This is a genomic window from Nocardioides lianchengensis, from assembly GCF_900101465.1.
In the GTDB taxonomy this organism is placed as follows: domain Bacteria; phylum Actinomycetota; class Actinomycetes; order Propionibacteriales; family Nocardioidaceae; genus Nocardioides; species Nocardioides lianchengensis.
Genome location: NZ_FMZM01000003.1, coordinates 303,189 through 319,438 on the forward strand (window position 1 = coordinate 303,189; position 16,250 = coordinate 319,438).

The 16,250-nt window shown below is 71.8% G+C and carries 15 protein-coding genes; 4 read left to right on the plus strand and 11 right to left on the minus strand.

The genetic code is table 11. The features are described 5' to 3' along the window. Nucleotide 1 precedes the first annotated feature (1 nt). From BLT76_RS07370 to yczE, 6 genes are read right to left on the minus strand one after another with little or no spacing between them, the layout of a single operon-like run. Nucleotides 2-988 carry a glutamate ABC transporter substrate-binding protein gene (locus tag BLT76_RS07370; protein WP_090853022.1) on the minus strand — a complete coding sequence of 329 codons (987 nt, stop codon included), beginning with the start codon at nt 986-988 and terminating at the stop codon, nt 2-4. After that, a complete protein-coding gene (locus BLT76_RS07375; RefSeq protein ID WP_090853025.1) occupies nt 985-2,289 on the minus strand; it encodes a hypothetical protein in 1,305 nt (434 codons plus the stop codon). The genes BLT76_RS07370 and BLT76_RS07375 overlap by 4 nt, the downstream gene beginning before the upstream one ends. Then, nucleotides 2,286-3,812, minus strand: coding sequence for an AAA family ATPase (locus BLT76_RS07380; protein ID WP_090853028.1), 1,527 nt, complete (start codon nt 3,810-3,812; stop codon nt 2,286-2,288). The genes BLT76_RS07375 and BLT76_RS07380 overlap by 4 nt, the downstream gene beginning before the upstream one ends. Next, nucleotides 3,809-4,312 (minus strand): hypothetical protein, encoded by a 504-nt coding sequence (locus BLT76_RS07385; protein ID WP_179714434.1) that lies wholly within the window; start codon nt 4,310-4,312, stop codon nt 3,809-3,811. The genes BLT76_RS07380 and BLT76_RS07385 overlap by 4 nt, the downstream gene beginning before the upstream one ends. Nucleotides 4,313-4,320: 8 nt before the next feature. Further along, nucleotides 4,321-5,559 (minus strand): toxic anion resistance protein, encoded by a 1,239-nt coding sequence (locus tag BLT76_RS07390; RefSeq protein ID WP_090853031.1) that lies wholly within the window; start codon nt 5,557-5,559, stop codon nt 4,321-4,323. 38 nt (nt 5,560-5,597) lie between these two features. After that, nucleotides 5,598-6,245, minus strand: coding sequence for a membrane protein YczE (gene yczE, locus BLT76_RS07395; RefSeq protein ID WP_090853034.1), 648 nt, complete (start codon nt 6,243-6,245; stop codon nt 5,598-5,600). A gap of 61 nt (nt 6,246-6,306) precedes the next feature. Between yczE and yczR the strand changes: the two genes are divergently transcribed. Beyond that, on the plus strand, nt 6,307-7,743 hold the full coding sequence (gene yczR / locus BLT76_RS07400) for a MocR-like transcription factor YczR (protein ID WP_090853037.1): 1,437 nt from the start codon (nt 6,307-6,309) through the stop codon (nt 7,741-7,743). 82 nt (nt 7,744-7,825) lie between these two features. Here the strand turns inward: yczR and serA are convergent, their stop codons facing one another. Beyond that, complete coding sequence (serA, locus tag BLT76_RS07405) at nt 7,826-9,412, minus strand: phosphoglycerate dehydrogenase (protein WP_090853040.1); 1,587 nt, start codon at nt 9,410-9,412, stop codon at nt 7,826-7,828. 200 nt (nt 9,413-9,612) lie between these two features. Between serA and BLT76_RS07410 the strand changes: the two genes are divergently transcribed. After that, on the plus strand, nt 9,613-11,151 hold the full coding sequence (locus BLT76_RS07410) for an ABC-F family ATP-binding cassette domain-containing protein (protein ID WP_280139629.1): 1,539 nt from the start codon (nt 9,613-9,615) through the stop codon (nt 11,149-11,151). Here the strand turns inward: BLT76_RS07410 and BLT76_RS07415 are convergent. Next, a complete protein-coding gene (locus BLT76_RS07415) occupies nt 11,135-11,518 on the minus strand; it encodes a VOC family protein (RefSeq protein WP_090853045.1) in 384 nt (127 codons plus the stop codon). The two genes, BLT76_RS07410 and BLT76_RS07415, sit on opposite strands and share 17 nt — an antisense overlap. 73 nt (nt 11,519-11,591) lie before the next feature. Between BLT76_RS07415 and BLT76_RS07420 the strand changes: the two genes are divergently transcribed. Together BLT76_RS07420 and BLT76_RS07425 are read left to right on the plus strand one after the other, a co-directional pair. After that, the gene (locus BLT76_RS07420) at nt 11,592-12,125 is read left to right on the plus strand and encodes a GNAT family N-acetyltransferase (RefSeq protein WP_090853047.1); all 534 of its coding nucleotides are present in this window, start codon (nt 11,592-11,594) and stop codon (nt 12,123-12,125) included. Beyond that, nucleotides 12,122-12,472: a hypothetical protein gene (locus tag BLT76_RS07425; RefSeq protein WP_090853050.1), complete on the plus strand. Its 351-nt coding sequence runs from the start codon at nt 12,122-12,124 to the stop codon at nt 12,470-12,472. Before BLT76_RS07420 ends, BLT76_RS07425 begins: the two co-directional genes overlap by 4 nt. Here the strand turns inward: BLT76_RS07425 and BLT76_RS07430 are convergent. The 3 genes from BLT76_RS07430 to efeB form a co-directional block, all read right to left on the minus strand. Beyond that, entirely contained in the window at nt 12,448-13,029 is a 582-nt protein-coding gene (locus tag BLT76_RS07430; protein ID WP_090853053.1) for a hypothetical protein, read from the minus strand. The genes BLT76_RS07425 and BLT76_RS07430 overlap by 25 nt on opposite strands. A 257-nt stretch (nt 13,030-13,286) precedes the next feature. After that, nucleotides 13,287-14,540, minus strand: a complete 1,254-nt coding sequence (locus BLT76_RS07435) for an HNH endonuclease (RefSeq protein ID WP_090853056.1) — start codon at nt 14,538-14,540, stop codon at nt 13,287-13,289. 437 nt (nt 14,541-14,977) lie between these two features. Then, nucleotides 14,978-16,237, minus strand: coding sequence for an iron uptake transporter deferrochelatase/peroxidase subunit (gene efeB / locus BLT76_RS07440; protein WP_090853059.1), 1,260 nt, complete (start codon nt 16,235-16,237; stop codon nt 14,978-14,980). Nucleotides 16,238-16,250 lie beyond the last annotated feature (13 nt).

Consider the following 16,250-nt stretch of genomic DNA (forward strand, 5'->3'; position numbering starts at 1 on the left):
GTCATCGAGCCCACGGGTTCTGCCCGTACCGCGGTTCGGGCTGGACACCGGGCACGCCGAGAGGACCCTGCAGCCACTTCTTGTACGACCCCTGCCACCGACCGTCGCGCCGCATGTCCTCCAGCGTCTTGTTGATCAACCGGACCAGGTCCACGTCATCGCTGTTGGCCGCGATGCCGTAGGGCTCTGAGGTGAGGAACTCGGTCTTCAACACGGTCGCGTACGGATCCTGCGCCGCCAGACCGGCTAGCACGGTGTCATCGGTGCTGACGCCATCGGCCTCGCCGTTCTGGAAGAGGATCATGCACGCGGAGTTGTCGGTCGAGCTGACCGGGATCGCGTCCGGCTGGATCTTCCGGATGTTGTCGATGCTGGTCGTTCCGGCCGGCGCGCAGACGCGCTTGCCTGCGAGGTCCTCGATGCTCTCGATCCCAGTGTCCTTGCCGACCAGGACCTTCTGGCCGGCGTCGTAGTAGATCTGCGAGAAAGCGACGTCCTGCCACCGGTCGCAGTTGACGGTCATGTTGCGCGAGACGATGTCGATCGGGTGATCCCCGTCCTGCAACAACCGGATCCGATCAGCGGCGGTGATCACCTTCAGCTCGACGCGGTTGGCCACGATGCGCTCAGGGCTCTCGTCGGGCCAGATCGACTGAGCGATCGCGTTGACCATGTCGATGTCGAAGCCCTCGACGACACCGGTCCCGCCGCTGCGAGCACCCAGTAGGTAAGTGTCCGCGGCGACGCCCGCGATGAGTCGTCCCCGGTCGCGGATACGCCGGACGGCCGTACCGTCGAGCGTGCCGTCACCTGGGTCGTAGGAGATCAGCTCCCGGCCGTCGTTCTCGCACTCCTCGTTGTCGTCGGACGGGTTCGGCCCGGCGGCAGCAGCAGCAGACTCATCCGGTTCCGGGACCACGGTGGCGTCGTACCCGCCGCAGCCGGCGAGCAGGACTCCAGCCAGGGTCAGTGCCGCGAGGCGCCTCATGCGTACTCCCTTCGTCGGGTGCCGATACCTCGGCTGGCGGCGAAGGCCGCGAGCAGGGCACCGACCCCGGTCAGCACGATCAGCACGACCGAGAACGCACCGCCGGCCCGGAAGCCGTCAGCTGCGGCCTGACCGTCGGTCTCGGCTTCGAGGGCCGCGCTGCCGTCCACGGCGTCCAGCAGCTCGGTGGGCGCACCCGCGTCGGGCGACGTCGCGAGCGCGACAGCCGCGTTCCAGTCGCCCGCGTCGTCGGCCTCGCGGATCTTCTGGTGCTGGGCGGCGTAGACCTCCCACTGTTCGAGGGTCAGGCCGTCGGCGTTGTCCTCGACGATGGACGCCTGGTCCTCCCAGCCACCCTTGCGGGTCTCGTAGCTTGCGCCAGCGCCTCGGTTGACCAGCCCCAGGCTCTCGATCGCCTTGGCGTTGTTGGCCGCGGTCCGGGTCGTCGCCGCCTCGACGGCAGACCGGTAGCGCCCGGCCTGGATGCCCTCGTTGCCGTTGTGCTCGGCCTGGGCGTGCCAGGCGGTGGAGATGGTGACGCCGGCGACCAGGACGGCCGCGAGGACCAGGCCGACGTTGTAGCGGCGGTGGAAGCGCCGGGCGATCTGCTGGTTCACCGCGAGCAGCACCGCCAGCGCGACGATGCCGGCGAGCAGGATCCAGAGCGGGCTCTGGCCGTCCATCTCGTCGACGGCGCGCTCGGCGTTGGCGTCGACCAGCGCCTGGGTGATCGGGAGGGCGTCGGCGCGCAGCCCGTTGCCGGCGTCGTTGAGGTAGGCGATGCCGATCGGGAACTGCTGGCGGTTGTAGTCGCGGGCCTGCGCCACCGAGGTGGTGTACGACGAGACCGCCGCGTTCAGGTCGGCCAGCACCTCGCGGTCGGCGGGCTGGGCCTCGGCCGCGTCCGCGACGAGCCGCAGGACGGTGTCGATCGACTCGTCGTACTCGGCCCGCGCGTCGGCGGGCTCGAGGCCGCCGACGAGGTAGGAGTTGGTGGCGATCGCGTCGGCCCGCAGCAGCTCCGACTGGATCTGCTGGACCCGCACGACCTGCTCGGTGTTGTCGGCGGCGCGGCCGTTGGCCTGCCAGCCGAGGACCTGCAGCACGGCGGCGACGACGCCGAAGACCACCAGCACCGCGACCGCGATGACCTGGAGGCTGTTGAGGACGCTGGGGACGTCCTCGGCGAGGTCGCGACCGGCAGCCGCGGGCGCCGGGGCCGCGGGCGCCGCGGGCGTCGCCGGGACGACCGCCGTCGTCGGGGAAGGGGTCGGGGCGGGGGCTCCCGCGGTCTGGGTCACGCCGTCTCCTCCTGCTCGGGCGACCCGGTCTCTTCCCCGCCGTCGAACGGGTCAACCACGCCGGCGTCCGTGGGCTGGACCGGCGGGTCCAGCGGCTCGACCTCCAGGTCGTCGGCCACGAGGGTGCGCAGCTGCTCCAGGGTCGGCTGCTCGATCTCGCGCAGCCGCCACGCGTGCCGGCCGATCGCCGCCTCCAGCAGGTTGCGGACGTAGCGGGCGTTGCCGAAGGTCGGGCCCCGCTGGACCAGCGCGAGGATCTCGGCGAGCCGGGCCAGGACCGCGTCGTCGACGTCGTACTCGGCAGAGCGGGTCATCACCCCGAAGATGTCGGCGAGCTCGTCGTCGGTGTAGTCGGCGAAGTCGATGGTGGTGCGGAACCGGCTCGCGAGGCCGGGGTTCTGGGCGACGAAGACCTCCATCGGCTGGGGGTAGCCGGCGACGATGACCACCAGGTCGTCGCGCTTGTCCTCCATCTCCTTGACCAGGGTGTCGACGGCCTCCTGGCCGTACTGGTCGCCGGCGAGCGAGTAGGCCTCGTCGATGAACAGCACACCGCCCTCGGCCGACTTCACGACCTCGGCGGTCTTCATCGCGGTCTGGCCGAGGTAGCCCGCGACCAGCTCGGAGCGGTCGACCTCGACCAGCTGGCCCTTCGAGAGCAGGCCGAGCGCGCGGTAGATCCCGGCGACCAGCCGGGCCACCGTGGTCTTGCCGGTGCCGGGGTTGCCGTTGAAGATCATGTGCCGGGTGATGGTCGGTGCCTTCAGCCCGGCCTGCTGGCGCAGCCCCTCAACGCGCAGCACCGCCGCCTGCCGGTGGATCTCGGCCTTCACGTCGGCCAAGCCGACCAGCTCGTCGAGCTCGGCCAGCAGCTCCTCGACGGTCTTGGGGTCCTCCTCCGGCTCCGGCTCGGGCTCCTCGGCCGGCGGGGCCGGCTCCGCGGGCGCGGCCTGGACGGGGTCCGGCGTCGTCTGCGTCGGGACCTCCGGCGTCTGCAGGCCGGAGAGGTCGAGCGAGCCGGCGAGCTTCTGCTGGATGGTGCCGAGCTGGCTGAGCAGGCTGCGGGTGATCTCGTCGCCGACGTCGGGCACCGGCTGGCGCTCGATCACGGGGGCCGGGCCACCGCCGGACTCCCCCAGCTGGGCGGCGGCCGCGCCGGCGGCGTTGCCGACGGTGCGCGGGTTCTCCTCGCCGAGCGAGGTCGCGGCGAACGCGACGTCCGCCAACGCCTGGGCGTACGACGGCGCGTGCGCCGAGCGGGTCAGCTGGAGCTGGCCCATGGTCGGGGTGGGGGCCACCCGGTAGCGCCGGCCGCGGGAGGCCGCGTCCATGAACGCGTCCGCCGAGGCGGGCCGGCCGGTCTGGGCCGACCAGTCGACGAAGGCGCCCTTGGCGGCCTCGGCGACGGTGGCGGCCAGCGCCTCCCCCTCGGCCCGGGCGGTGTCGGCGTCGATCCCGGCGGTGGCGGCGGCCTCGGCCAGGGCGGCGAGGGCGTCGGACAGGGACTTCGTGGAGGACGTCATGTGGGTGATCCCAGCGTCATGTCGGTGCCGGTCGACGGCCCGAACTTGGCCTGCAGGAACATGCCGTGCGCGACGAGCGCCTGAGCGTCGGCGCGGTTGGCGGCGTCGAGGATCTTGTCCATCGTCGAGGCCAGCAGCTCCAGCTGGTCGACCAGGACCATCAGCGACGTCTTGTAGCCGTCGATCGGCCGGGTGTCGGCCCAGTCCCGGGGCAGCCGCAGGTAGCCGCCGACGGCCTCGGGCAGGTAGTCGGTCGCGGTCGCCACGACCGAGTAGCTGTCGGCCGAGCCGGCTCCGAGGTGGCGCAGGCGCGGCAGCGTGTCGTTGATGGTGCGCGCGATCCGTCGTACCCGAGAGGTGACGACGGGCGGGGCGTTGCCCTCGACGAGCATCGCGTTGACCCGGTTGAGCGAGGCCAGGATGTCCTGCTCCGTCGGCGGCGAGGGTACGACGTGCGCCGGCTCCTCCTTGCGGCGGCCGAACCACGACCGGATGCCCATCCGGTGCCTCAGCGGGTGGGCAGCGAGGAGAGGTCGAGCGAGCCCGCGGCGTTGCGGGCGTCGTGGGCCTGGACGCGGTCGAGGTAGGCCTTCGACTTGTCGACCTCGTTGCCGAGGACGCCGATCGTCTGGGCCATCGAGTCGAGCGCCTTCAGCTTGAACTCGTCGATGGAGTCCATCGTCGCGTAGATGTTCTGGAAGGCCGCCTGCAGCTGCTCGATGCCGATCGTCGAGGAGGCCGCCTGCTCTTGGATGGCCGCGGAGTTCTCGCGGAGCATCTCGGAGGTGCGCTGGATCATCCCGGAGGTGGTCGTGTTCAGCGCGCTGATCTGGTCGAGGACCAGCTTCTGGTTGCCGAGCGCCTGGGCCACGATCACGGCCGTGCGCAGCGCCGAAATGGTGGTCGTGGAGGCGCGGTCGACGCCCTTGATGAGCTCGATGTTGTTCTTGATGATGATGTCGATGGCCAGGTAGCTCTGGATCGACACCGCCAGCTGGGTCAGCAGGTCCTGGTGCTTCTGGCGGACGTAGAACAGCACGTCCTGGCTGAGCGCCTTGGCGGCCTCGGGGTCGGAGAGCTCGAGCTCGGCGATCCGCGCCGAGAGCTTCGCGTCGAGGCGCTCGGCGACGTAGACGTACTGGTTGAGCCGGCCCATGGTCGCCCACAGGTTGGCCTTCTCCAGGTTGAGCGCGACGTTGTCCTTGGTCAGCTCGTCCTGGCCGTTGCGCAGGCTGTGCAGGATGCCGTTGAGCTGGCTCTGTGCCGACTGGTACTTGCGGAAGTAGTCGGTGATCTTGTCGCCGAAGGGCAGGAAGCCGAGGAGCTTCTTGGAGCCGGTGGCCTCGGACGGGTCCAGGTCCTCGACCGTACGGCGCAGCTCCAGCAGCGTCTTGCCGACCTCGGAGCCCTGGGCGATGCCGCCCTCCTTCAGGGCGCGCACCGGCTGCTCGAGCATCCGGTTGGAGGTCTCGGCCGCCTTGCGGATGTCGGCGTCGCCCATGGTGCGGACGCTCTCGGCCTGGGCGGCGAACTCGGGGCTGCCGGCCTGGGCCGCGCCGAGCGCGGCGAGGAACGACTCGACCTTCGCGTCGAGCTCCGGGAGCGCCTCCGCGGAGACCTGCGGGGCCATCTTGGGCGCCGCGGTCGTGGTGACCGGGGCGGGCGCCTCGGGCGCGGTCAGGGTGAGCACCGGCTCCGGCGGTGCGAGCGGTGCGACGGCGGCCTCGCCCTGCTGTCCCTCAGACATGTCTTAGTCCCCTCCCGGATCGTGGTGCCGGAAGTCTGTCATGCCTCCGGGTGAGGCGGGAGGAGGGCAACCGTGCAGATCGGCAGCAGGGTCTGGGTGAGCGGGCCGATGGCGAGCGCGAACAGCACCGTGCCGAGGCCGAGCGAGCCACCGAGGGCGATCCCGAGCACGATCATCGTGACCTCGAGGCTGGTCCGGACCAGGCGGATCGAGCGGCCGGTACGACGGTGCAGCCCGGTCATCAGCCCGTCGCGCGGACCCCGCCCGAACTGCGCCCCGATGTAGAGCGCGGTCGCCAGCGCGCAGAGCAGGATCCCGCCGACCATCAGGCCGAGCCGGGCCGGCCACGAGGTCGCGTCCCCGAGGACCGCCAGCGTCGCGTCGGCCGAGAGCCCGACGATCAGCGCGTTCGAGATAGTGGCCAGCCCCGGCTTCTCACGCAGCGGGATCCACAGCAGCAGCACCACGAAGCTGACGCCGATGACGGCCTGACCCAGGGTGATCGGCAGGTGGCTCGCCAGCCCGGACTCCATCACGCTCCACGGGGCAAGGCCCAGGTCACTGCGGACCATCATCGCGAGGCTGACGCCGTAGAGGACCAGACCGACGTAGAGCTGCGGGAGGCGACGGGCCAGCCGGCCGGCACGCAGCTGCGTGACGGGGCCGAGGTCGACGAGCGTGGACATGGCTCCAGTCTGCGGCGGATTGGACTGGTTCTGAATAGCCAATTCTGGGACAGTGGTCTGTATGTCCGCCTCGATCTCCGCCGCCCGCGTGGCCACCCTCGTCGGCGAGTTCGACCGCAGCCCGGCGTACGCCGGTCTCGCCGACGCGCTCGTCCTGCTCGTGGGCGACGGGCGGATCGGCCTCGACGTACGGCTGCCGAGCGAGCGCGAGCTGACCGACGCGCTGGGCGTCTCGCGGACCACCGTGACCCGGGCCTACGCCGTGCTCCGCGACAGCGGGTACGCCGAGGCGCGCCAGGGCGCCGGCACCTTCACCCGGGTGCCGGGCGGGCGGCAGCGGGTGCACGACAAGGCGCTGATGCCGTGGCCGGACACCGACCGCGACACCGTCGACCTGACCTGCGCCTCGGCGACCGCTCCCCCGGGCCTGGCCGCGGCGTACGTCGACGCGGTGGCCGCGCTCCCGGCCCACCTCGGCGGGCACGGCTACTTCCCCACTGGCCTGCCCGAGCTGCAGGCCGCCATCGCCCGGCGGTACGACGAGCGCGGCCTCCCGACCGACCCCGGCCAGGTCATCGTCACCGCGGGCGCGCTCGCGGCGACCGCGATCGCGGTCCGTGCCCTGGCCGGCCCGGGTGACCGGGCCGTGGTCGACACCCCGGTCTATCCGAACGCCTCCGAGTCGGTCCGGCTCACCGGCGCCCGGCTCGTGGGCGCCGAGGTCGACCCGGACCGGTGGGACGTCTCGGCGCTGACCGCCGCCGTGCGGCAGGCCGCCCCGACCGTGGCCTACCTGATCCCCGACTTCCAGAACCCGACCGGGCACCTGATGAGCGACGAGCAGCGCGAGGAGTGCGCGGCCGCGCTGCGCCGGGCGCGGACCGTGGCGATCGTCGACGAGTCGCTGCAGGCGCTGGCCCTGGACGGGCAGCAGATGCCGCGGCCGTTCGCGTCGTACTCCACGGACGCGGTGACGATCGGCTCGGCCAGCAAGGCGTTCTGGGGCGGGCTCCGGCTCGGCTGGATCCGGGCGCCGCACGCCCTCATGGACCGGCTCACCCGGGCCCGGCTCGCCCTCGACCTGGGCGCGCCGGTCCTGGAGCAGCTGGTGCTGGCCCGCCTGCTCGAGCAGGCCCCGGCGCTGCCCGAGCACATCGTCCGGCTCCGCGAGCAGCGGGACGCGCTGATGGCCGCGGTCAGCGACGAGCTCCCCGACTGGCGCTTCCGCCGGCCCGGTGGCGGCCTGTCGCTGTGGTGCGAGCTGCCGACGCCGCGGGCGACCGCGCTGGCCGTCGAGGCCGAGACCCGCGGCGTCCCGCTCGCGCCCGGGCCGGTGTTCTCGCTCGACGGCGGGCTCGACCGTTACGTGCGGATCCCCTGGGGCCGTCCGCCCGCCGAGCTGCAGGACGCCGTACGACGGCTCGCCGCGGCGTGGGCGGTCGTCCAGGAACGACCGCACCCGCCCGGCCGCACGGCCGGGCGGGTGCTGGTGGCATAAGCGGACCGCGAGAGCAGATCAGGTCTCGACACGGCGGTCGCCTCGCTCGACCTCGATCAGCGGTTCCGCTGGTGCGTCCCCGCTATACGAGGTTGACGGCGCGCACCGAGGCGGCGTCGATGGCCGACTGGATCTCGCCGAGCACGTCGGCGGGGATCGCGGTGTCGACCGACAGGGCGACCAGCGCCTGGCCGCCCTTGGCGTCGCGGGCGACCTGCATGCCGGCGATGTTGACCTGGGCGTCGCCGAGGATCTGGCCGACGGTGCCGACCATGCCGGGCCGGTCGCTGTAGGTCAGGAAGGCGAGGTGGTCGGTCGGCTCCAGGTCGACGTCGAAGCCGTTGATCTCGACCAGCCGCTCGCGCTGGCCGATGCCGACGAGCGTGCCGCTGACGGAGACCTGCGAGCCGTCGGCGAGGGTGCCGCGGAGCGTGATCAGGTTGCGGTACTCGGGACTCTCCGCCTCGGTGACCAGGCGGACGGCGGTGCCGCGCTCGGCCGCGAGCAGCGGCGCGTTCACGTAGGAGACCTGCTCCTCGACGATGTCGCTGAACACGCCCTTCAGCGCGGCCAGCTCGAGCACCTTGACGTCGAAGTCGGTGATCTCTCCGCGCACCTCGACGTCGAGCTGCTGGGCGACCTCGCCGGCCAGGCCGGTGAAGACCCGGCCGAGCTTCTCCGTGAGCGGGATGCCGGGCCGCACGTCCTCGGCGATCACGCCGCCCTGGACGTTGACCGCGTCGGGGACCAGCTCGCCGGAGAGCGCGAGGCGCACCGACTTGGCGACGGCGATGCCGGCCTTCTCCTGGGCCTCGTCGGTGGAGGCGCCGAGGTGGGGCGTGGCGACGACGTTCTCGAGCTCGAAGAGCGGGCTGTCGGTGCAGGGCTCCTTGGCGAACACGTCGAGGCCGGCGGCGGCGATGCTGCCGGTCTTGAGCGCGTCGTACAGGGCCGCCTCGTCGACGATGCCGCCACGCGCGGCGTTGACCAGCACCAGGCTGGTCTTGGCCTTCGCGAGCTGCTCGGCACCGATCAGGCCGACCGTCTCGGGGGTCTTGGGGAGGTGGACCGACATGAAGTCGGACTCGGCCAGCAGGGTGTCGAGGTCGACGAGCCGGACGCCCATCTGGGCGGCGCGGCCGGCCTGGACGTAGGGGTCGTAGGCGATGACCTTCATGCCGAAGGCGGACAGCCGCTGGGCCACGAGGACGCCGATCCGGCCGAGCCCGACGATGCCGACGGTCTTCTCGTAGAGCTCGATGCCGGTGTACTTCGAGCGCTTCCACTCGCCGTTCTTCAGCGCAGCGTGGGCCGGCGAGACGTGGCGGGCGGCCGCGAGCATCAGCGCGACGGCGAGCTCGGCGGCGGAGACGATGTTGGAGGTCGGGGCGTTCACGACCATCACGCCGGACTGGGTCGCGGCCTTCACGTCGACGTTGTCGAGGCCCACGCCGGCACGGGCGACGACCTTCAGCTTCTTGGCGGCCGCCAGGGCCTCGGCGTCCACCTTGGTGGCGGAGCGGACCAGGATCGCGTCGACGTCGGCGATCGCCGGGATCAGCTCGGCACGGTCGGCGCCGTTGCAGTTCCGGATCTCGAAGTCCGGGCCGAGCGCCTCGACGGTGGCGGGGCTCAGCTCTTCGGCGATGAGTACGACGGGCTTGCTCACAGCGGATGTCCTCAACAGGTCGATCGTTCTGGGTGCGGTGGTGCACGACGCTGTGCCGATCGCCACAGTACCCGAGATATTCGGTGGCACCGGAATCGTCCACGGCCCTACCGTGGACGACGTCCCACCCCCTCCCGCCGGCAGGTCACGTTGCTCCTCTGAGGTCGTCCACCACCTTCGACACCTCTCAGGAGACCCCTGTGCCCAGCGCACCCATCGCCCTGTCCGCCGTCGGCTTCGCCTGGCCCGACGGCACCCCCCTCCTCTCCGACCTGGACCTCCTCGTCCCCGCCGGCCGCGCCGGCCTGGTGGGCGTCAACGGGTCCGGCAAGTCCACCCTGCTGAAGCTCGTCGCCGGGGCGCTCTCCCCCACGACCGGCCATGTGAAGGTCGCCGGCGAGGTCGGCTACCTGCCCCAGGACCTGACCCTCGACGTCGCCCAGCCGGTCGACGAGTTCCTCGGCGTCGCGGCCGTACGACGCGCTCTGCGGGCGATCGAGTCCGGCTCCGCCGACCCCGCTCTCTACGACACGGTCGGCGACGACTGGGACGTCGAGGAGCGGGTCGTCGCCGAGCTCGAGCGGCTCGGCCTACCCGGCGCCCTGCTGGACCGGCGGATCGGCGAGGTGTCCGGCGGCGAGGCCACCCGGCTCGGCCTGGCCCGGCTGCTGGTCCGCCGTCCCGACGTCCTGCTGCTCGACGAGCCGACCAACAACCTCGACCGCGAGGCCCGCGAGCGCCTGCACGACGTGGTCGCGTCCTGGCCGCGCACGCTGCTGGTGGTCAGCCACGACCGCGAACTGCTGGAGCGGGTCGACCGGATCGGCGACCTGCGCGCCGGGTCCGTGCGCTGGTACGGCGGCGGCTTCTCGTCGTACCTCGCCCAGGTGACGGCCGAGCAGGACGCCGCCGAGCAGGCGGTGAGCGCGGCCCGGAGCGACCTGCGCCGGCAGCGCTCGGACCGCGCCGAGGCGGAGCGGGTGCTCGCGCAGCGGCGACGCCAGGGCCGGCAGGCGCAGCTGGCCGGCGGACTGCCCAAGATCCTGGCCGGCAAGCGGAAGAACGCGGCCGAGCAGTCGGCGGCGAAGTACCGGCGCGTGCACGAGGAGCGCCTCGACGCCGCCCGCGAGCGCCTCGACGACGCCGAGTCCCGGCTGCGCGAGGACCGGGCGATCCGGGTCGACCTGCCCGGCACCGAGGTGCCGCGAGGGCGGGTCGTGCTGGCCGGCGGAGCACTCGAGGTCAGCGGCCCGGACCGGGTGGGCGTGGTCGGCCCGAACGGCTCCGGCAAGACCACCCTGCTGGAGGGGCTGGTCGCGCACGCGCAGGTGCCGGTCGCGCTGCTCGGCCAGCGGCTGGACCTGCTCGACGACGACCTGTCGGTCGCGGCGAACGTGTCGCTGCGCGCTCCCGGCGCCGATCGCACCGAGGTGCGCTCGCGGCTCGCGCGCTTCCTCTTCCGCGGTCGCGCCGCCGACAAGCCCGTGGGCGCGCTCTCCGGCGGCGAGCGGTTCCGCGCGACGCTGGCAGCCCTGCTGCTGGCCGACCCTGCACCGCAGCTGCTGCTCCTCGACGAGCCGACCAACAACCTCGACTTCGCGTCGTACGACGCCCTGGTCTCGGCGCTCGACTCCTACCGTGGAGCGCTGGTGGTGGTCAGCCACGACCCGGTGTTCCTGGAGGAGATCGGGGTGGAGCGGGTGCTCGACCTCGGTGAGGAGGTCAGTCCCGGGCGATGACCGAGAGGACGTTGCCGGACGGGTCGGTGAACCACGCGATCAGCGGTCCACCCCCGCGGAAGACGCCCTTCGCGTCGGTCTCGGTCGGGGTGCCCGCGTAGCGCTCGAACGCGATCCCCTGCGCGGTCAGCTCGTCGACCGTGGCCTCGACGTCCACGACCGGGAAGTTGAGGATCGTGTACGACGCCGGCACGTGGTCGGGCTTGGGGTAGACGATCGTCGGCGGGCCCTCACCGAGGTGCAGGCGGATGATCCCGCTCATCTCGGCGTCGGTCACCCGCACGCCGAGCACGTCGGCGTAGAAGGCCCGGGCGACCTCGGTGTCGTGGACGGCGAACCCGTGGAACGCCTCGGCTGGATCGAGCATGTCGTGCTCCCTTCGTCAGGGGTGCGGACTTAACCGGGTGACCGGATTCATCGGTCGCTGAGAAGGTGGGGCGGTGCACCTTGAGACCGACCGGCTGCTGATCCGCCCCTGGACCCACGACGACGCCGACGTCGAGCGGCTGCTCGACATCCAGAGCCGGCTCGAGGTGGTCAAGTGGCTCGGCGACGGCGAGCCGGTGCTGATGCAGGAGCTCGACGAGGCGCACGCGAAGGTCGACCGCTACACCGAGCGGTCGGCGAGCCCGCCGTACGGCTTCTGGGCGGTGGAGGTTCGCGCGACCGGGGTGGTCGCCGGGTCGGTCATCCTGCTGCCGCTGCCGAACAACGAGAACGGCGAGGTCGAGATCGGCTGGCACCTGCACCCCGACTCGTGGGGCCACGGCTACGCCAGCGAGGCCGCCCGCGCGGTCCTCGGCCACGGCTTCACTGCCGGGCTGCCCGAGATCCTCGCGGTGTCGCACACGGACAACTACCCCTCGCAGGCGGTGATGCGGCGGATCGGCATGACCGACCGCGGCGTCGTCGAGCAGTGGTACGAGGGGCCGTCCGCTCTCTTCGGCATCACCGCCGCGGAGTGGCGCGCGTGACCTCCTTCTGGCTCTTCGCCACCGGCGACCCAGCCGACCGGGTGGAGCCGATGGGCACCCCGGTCCGCGTCATCGCCCTCCCCGACGGCCGCCTCGGTTTCGCCACCCGCTGGTCCGGCGAGCTGTGCCGCCGCATCGGCGACGGCACCACCGTCACCCTCCAACCACCGACCGGCCCCGCCGACCTGGTCACCGGCACCGCCACCGTCGCCCGCTCCGGCCGCTGGTACGACGAGGTCCGCGGGCGGCTCCGCTCCACCGGCGGACCGCTCGACCGGTGGCGGCTGCGCCGTACGGACGCGGTGGTGCTGGTCGAGCCGGCTCAGCCCAGCATCGACAGGACGTGACGCGCCTGGTCCTCGGCGCTCCCGGCGGGGTTGCGGTCGAAGCCGCGGTTGCCGGGGAGCAGCATGACCAGCCAGAAGACGGCCAGGACGCGTCGATGCTCGTCGAGCCGCACCTGCTGGTCCTGGGTGAGGGGATAGCCCGCGAGCAGGCGTACGACGTCAAGGAGCCGGCTCAGCCGGGACGAGGCGTGCTCGACGAGGTCGGCGAGCTCGTCGGTCAGGTCGGAGACGCCGAAGTCCTCGAAGTCGACGAACCGGCAGCGACGTCCGTCCCACACGAGGTTGGCCAGGTTGCCGTAGCCCCGGGACAGGACCTCGTCGACGACCAGATCGTGCTCGCACTCACCCTCGACCCAGCCGCGAGCCTGGTGCAGCGCCCGCCCCACCAGGCCCTGGTCCTGGCGGGCGGCAAGGTCGTAGTGCTCGCGGGCCAACCCCCGGACGAGTCCACGCATCTCGGTCGGCCCGGCCGCACGTTCCGGGAGGCCGGTGCCGACCGGAACCGCGAACAGCCGCGGCAGCGAAGACGTCAGGGCGTCGACCTGCGCAGCGGACATCGGGGCCCCTCCCAGGGCTGAGCCCGGAAGCCGGGACATCACCACCACTGGCGCCCCGTCTTCCACCTCGCGCGTGACCGGCACCGGCGCGAGGTCGGGGACGACAGCGTCCAGGGCCACCAGGCCGGCCCATTCCCGTTCCGCCTCACCATCTGCCCAGGTCATGAAGCGCTTGCGCACCACGTCGCCCTCGATGACCAACCGATGGGTGTGCACCATCCCAGTGTGCGCGCCCATAGCCCTGAGCGGGCGGGCCGTCAGGGCTGCGGGGTGGTGGTGCCGGTGTGGTCGCGTCTGAACGTCAGTCCGTTCGGGCTTCGCCAGATGAAGGTGGTGTCGTCGATCTTGTCGTAGCGCCACCTGGTGTGGGTCTTGGCGCGGTGATGTCGCCGGCAGAGTGGGGCGATGTTGCAGTCACACGTGGCGCCGCCCCTGGATGCTGGGTCGCTGTGGTCGTGGTCGCACGTCCTGGCGCGCCGTCGGCACCAGGGGAAGACGCAGGAGTGCTGGAGCAGGGCTTGGCGTTCTTTGAGCCTGTCGGGGACCTCGTAGGCGTCTACGTGGACGTGTCCGGTGAGGTCGATGACGGGCTTGATGACGACCTGGCTGTCGCCGTCCTGGCACCAGCTCTTGACCTGCTCGACCGAGATCAGCGATCGGGTGTTCTCGACGCGGGCGATCGCGGCGTCGGCGAGGTGCACGTGGACCACGACCTGCCGGGGCCGCTTGCGGTCCGGGTCCGGTTCGGCGTTCAACTCCAGCGTCAGCTGGCGTCGGGCAAGGTCACCCACGGCAATCGAGCGGCGTACGTCGAGGGACAGCCCCTCGGCGATGGTGCCGAGGTGGGACGCACCCCGGGCGACCGCGTCCTCGAGGTCGAGCGCGTCGACGAGGTCGAGGGTGCCGCGGACCTCGACGTGGCCGTCGTAGGAGACCTGCTGGGTCTCGATGTCGAAGTGCCGCACCTCAGCCGCGCTGCGGGCGCGGGCGGCTGCTTCGTCGGGGTCGAAGCGGACCCGGGCTTCTTCGATGGTCCGGTCGAGTTGGGCAATCGAGATCTTGTGGGCGGTTGCGGCGACATGAATGTCGACGAACTCCGCGCCGTCCTCAGGCAGGTCGATGGTCTCGGCGGCGATGCGTCGGGCCTTCCACACCGGCAGGTCGAGGGACTGGACCCGCTCGTAGACCCTGGGGAGTCGGTGGGCGAGCTCGACGGCGTGGCCGAGGTAGATCCGCCCCGAGTCCGACGACAGGCCCAGTGCGGCGGAGAACTCCAGCACACTGAACTCCGCGATCAACGGTGCCCCAGGACCGGCGATGGCCATCTCGTCCTCACAACCGGGGATCCACACGGCTGCGGCGTCCTGCAGGGAGTCGGTGGAGTGCATCCCGGCCCAGGTGACCGCGGCAGCGAGCTGGTTCGCGGCCGCGCGCATCTCGTCTCGTCGTTCGGAGCGCACGTACGACAGCACCGCAGTAGCGGTGTCGCAGTCGTCGAGGTCCCGAGCCATGCCTCCATTCTACTCGAACATATTATCGAATGCGAGGGTTGTTCACAGCCTTGTTCGAACGGTCGACCCGAGGAGACCGAGAGCCAGAAGCAGCCTGGTGATGGCCCTTGATCACCGCGGACGCTGAGCCCCCTTGTCTCTGTAAAAGGTCTTTGAACCGGCCTGGTGCACCGAGCAGACGTCACGGCAGGGGCCGACCTACCGGAGGTTGCTTGCTGGCTGCGGGGGTCTCGACGGGCGCTCAGGACTTCGTCCTTCACTGCTCGACCACCGGGGCCGCGACCGGCTCGGACGAGGTCAGTGGCAGGGCTGCGGGGGTCTCGACGGGCGTTCAGGACTTCGTCCTTCACTGCTCGACCACCGGCGGCACGACCGGCCCGAATAAGGTCAATCGTTCAGGACTCCGTCCTTCACTGCTCGACCAGCTACGGGGATCGTCAGGCGTCGAAGAGGGACTGGCCGACGTACTCGCCGGGGGCGGTGCCGGGAGGGACGGCGAAGAGGGCGGAGCCGGTGAACTTCAGGTACTCCATGAGGGCGTCGGAGCGGGCCATGGCGTTCTGGATCGGGATGAAGTGGGTGCGGGGGTCGCGGACGTAGGCGATGAAGAAGAGGCCGGCGTTCAGGCCGCCGAGGGCGTCGGTGCCGTCGACGAAGTTGTAGCCGCGGCGCAGCATCCGGGCGCCGTCGTGGAGGTCGGGGTGGACGACGCGGACGTGGGCGTCGGTGGGGATCGCGGGGCCGTTCGAGCCGGGGAGGTCGAAGTCGGGCTCGGTGAACTCGGAGCCGCCGGAGAGCGGGGCGCCGGAGTCCTTGGTGCGGCCGACGAAGTTCTCCTGGTCGCCGAGCGGCTGGCGGTCCCAGACCTCGATGGTCATGTTGATCCGGCGGGCGACGAGGTAGGAGCCGCCGGCCAGCCAGTCGCCGGGCGAGTCGCCGGCGCCGACCCAGACGTGCTCGTCGAGGGCGGCGGCCTCCGACGACTTCACGTTGGCCGTGCCGTCCTTGAAGCCGAACAGGTTGCGCGGGGTGTCCTCCCCCACCGACGTGGTGGAGGTGCGGCCGAAGCCGAGCTGCGACCAGCGGACCGCGACGGTCCCGAAGCCGATCCTGGCCAGGTTGCGGATGGCGTGCACGGCGACCTGCGGGTCGTCGGCGCAGGCCTGGATGCACAGGTCCCCGTCGGAGCGGGCCGGGTCGAGGTTGTCGGCCGGGAAGTGCGGCAGCCGGGCCAGCGCCTCGGGCCGACGGTCGGCGATCCCGAACCGATCACGACCGGACGCGTCGCGGAACAGCGACGGCCCGAAGCCGAAGGTGATGGTCAGCCCGCTCGCCGGCAGACCGATCGCCTCGCCGGTGTCGTCGGGCGGGAGGTTCGACGCGCCCTCGACCGGCCCGACCGGACCGGCCGGTCCTCCCCCGGTCATCCGTTCGGCCGCCTCGGTCCACGCCTGGAGCAGCGCGACCAGCTCCTCGCGCGACTCCGTCCGTACGTCGAAGGCCGCGAAGTGCAGCCGGTCCTGGACCGGGGTGTCGATGCCGGCCTGGTGCTCGCCGCGGAACGGGTAGGTCTTCTCACGCGCCGGACCGGCGGACGACGGCGACGCCTCCGAGGCCCGGCCGGCCGCGAAGGCGCCGGCCACCCCGGCGGCGGCAGCGCCGCCACCGAGGAGGCCACGGCGGGAGAGTCGAGTCACGGGATCATCATGA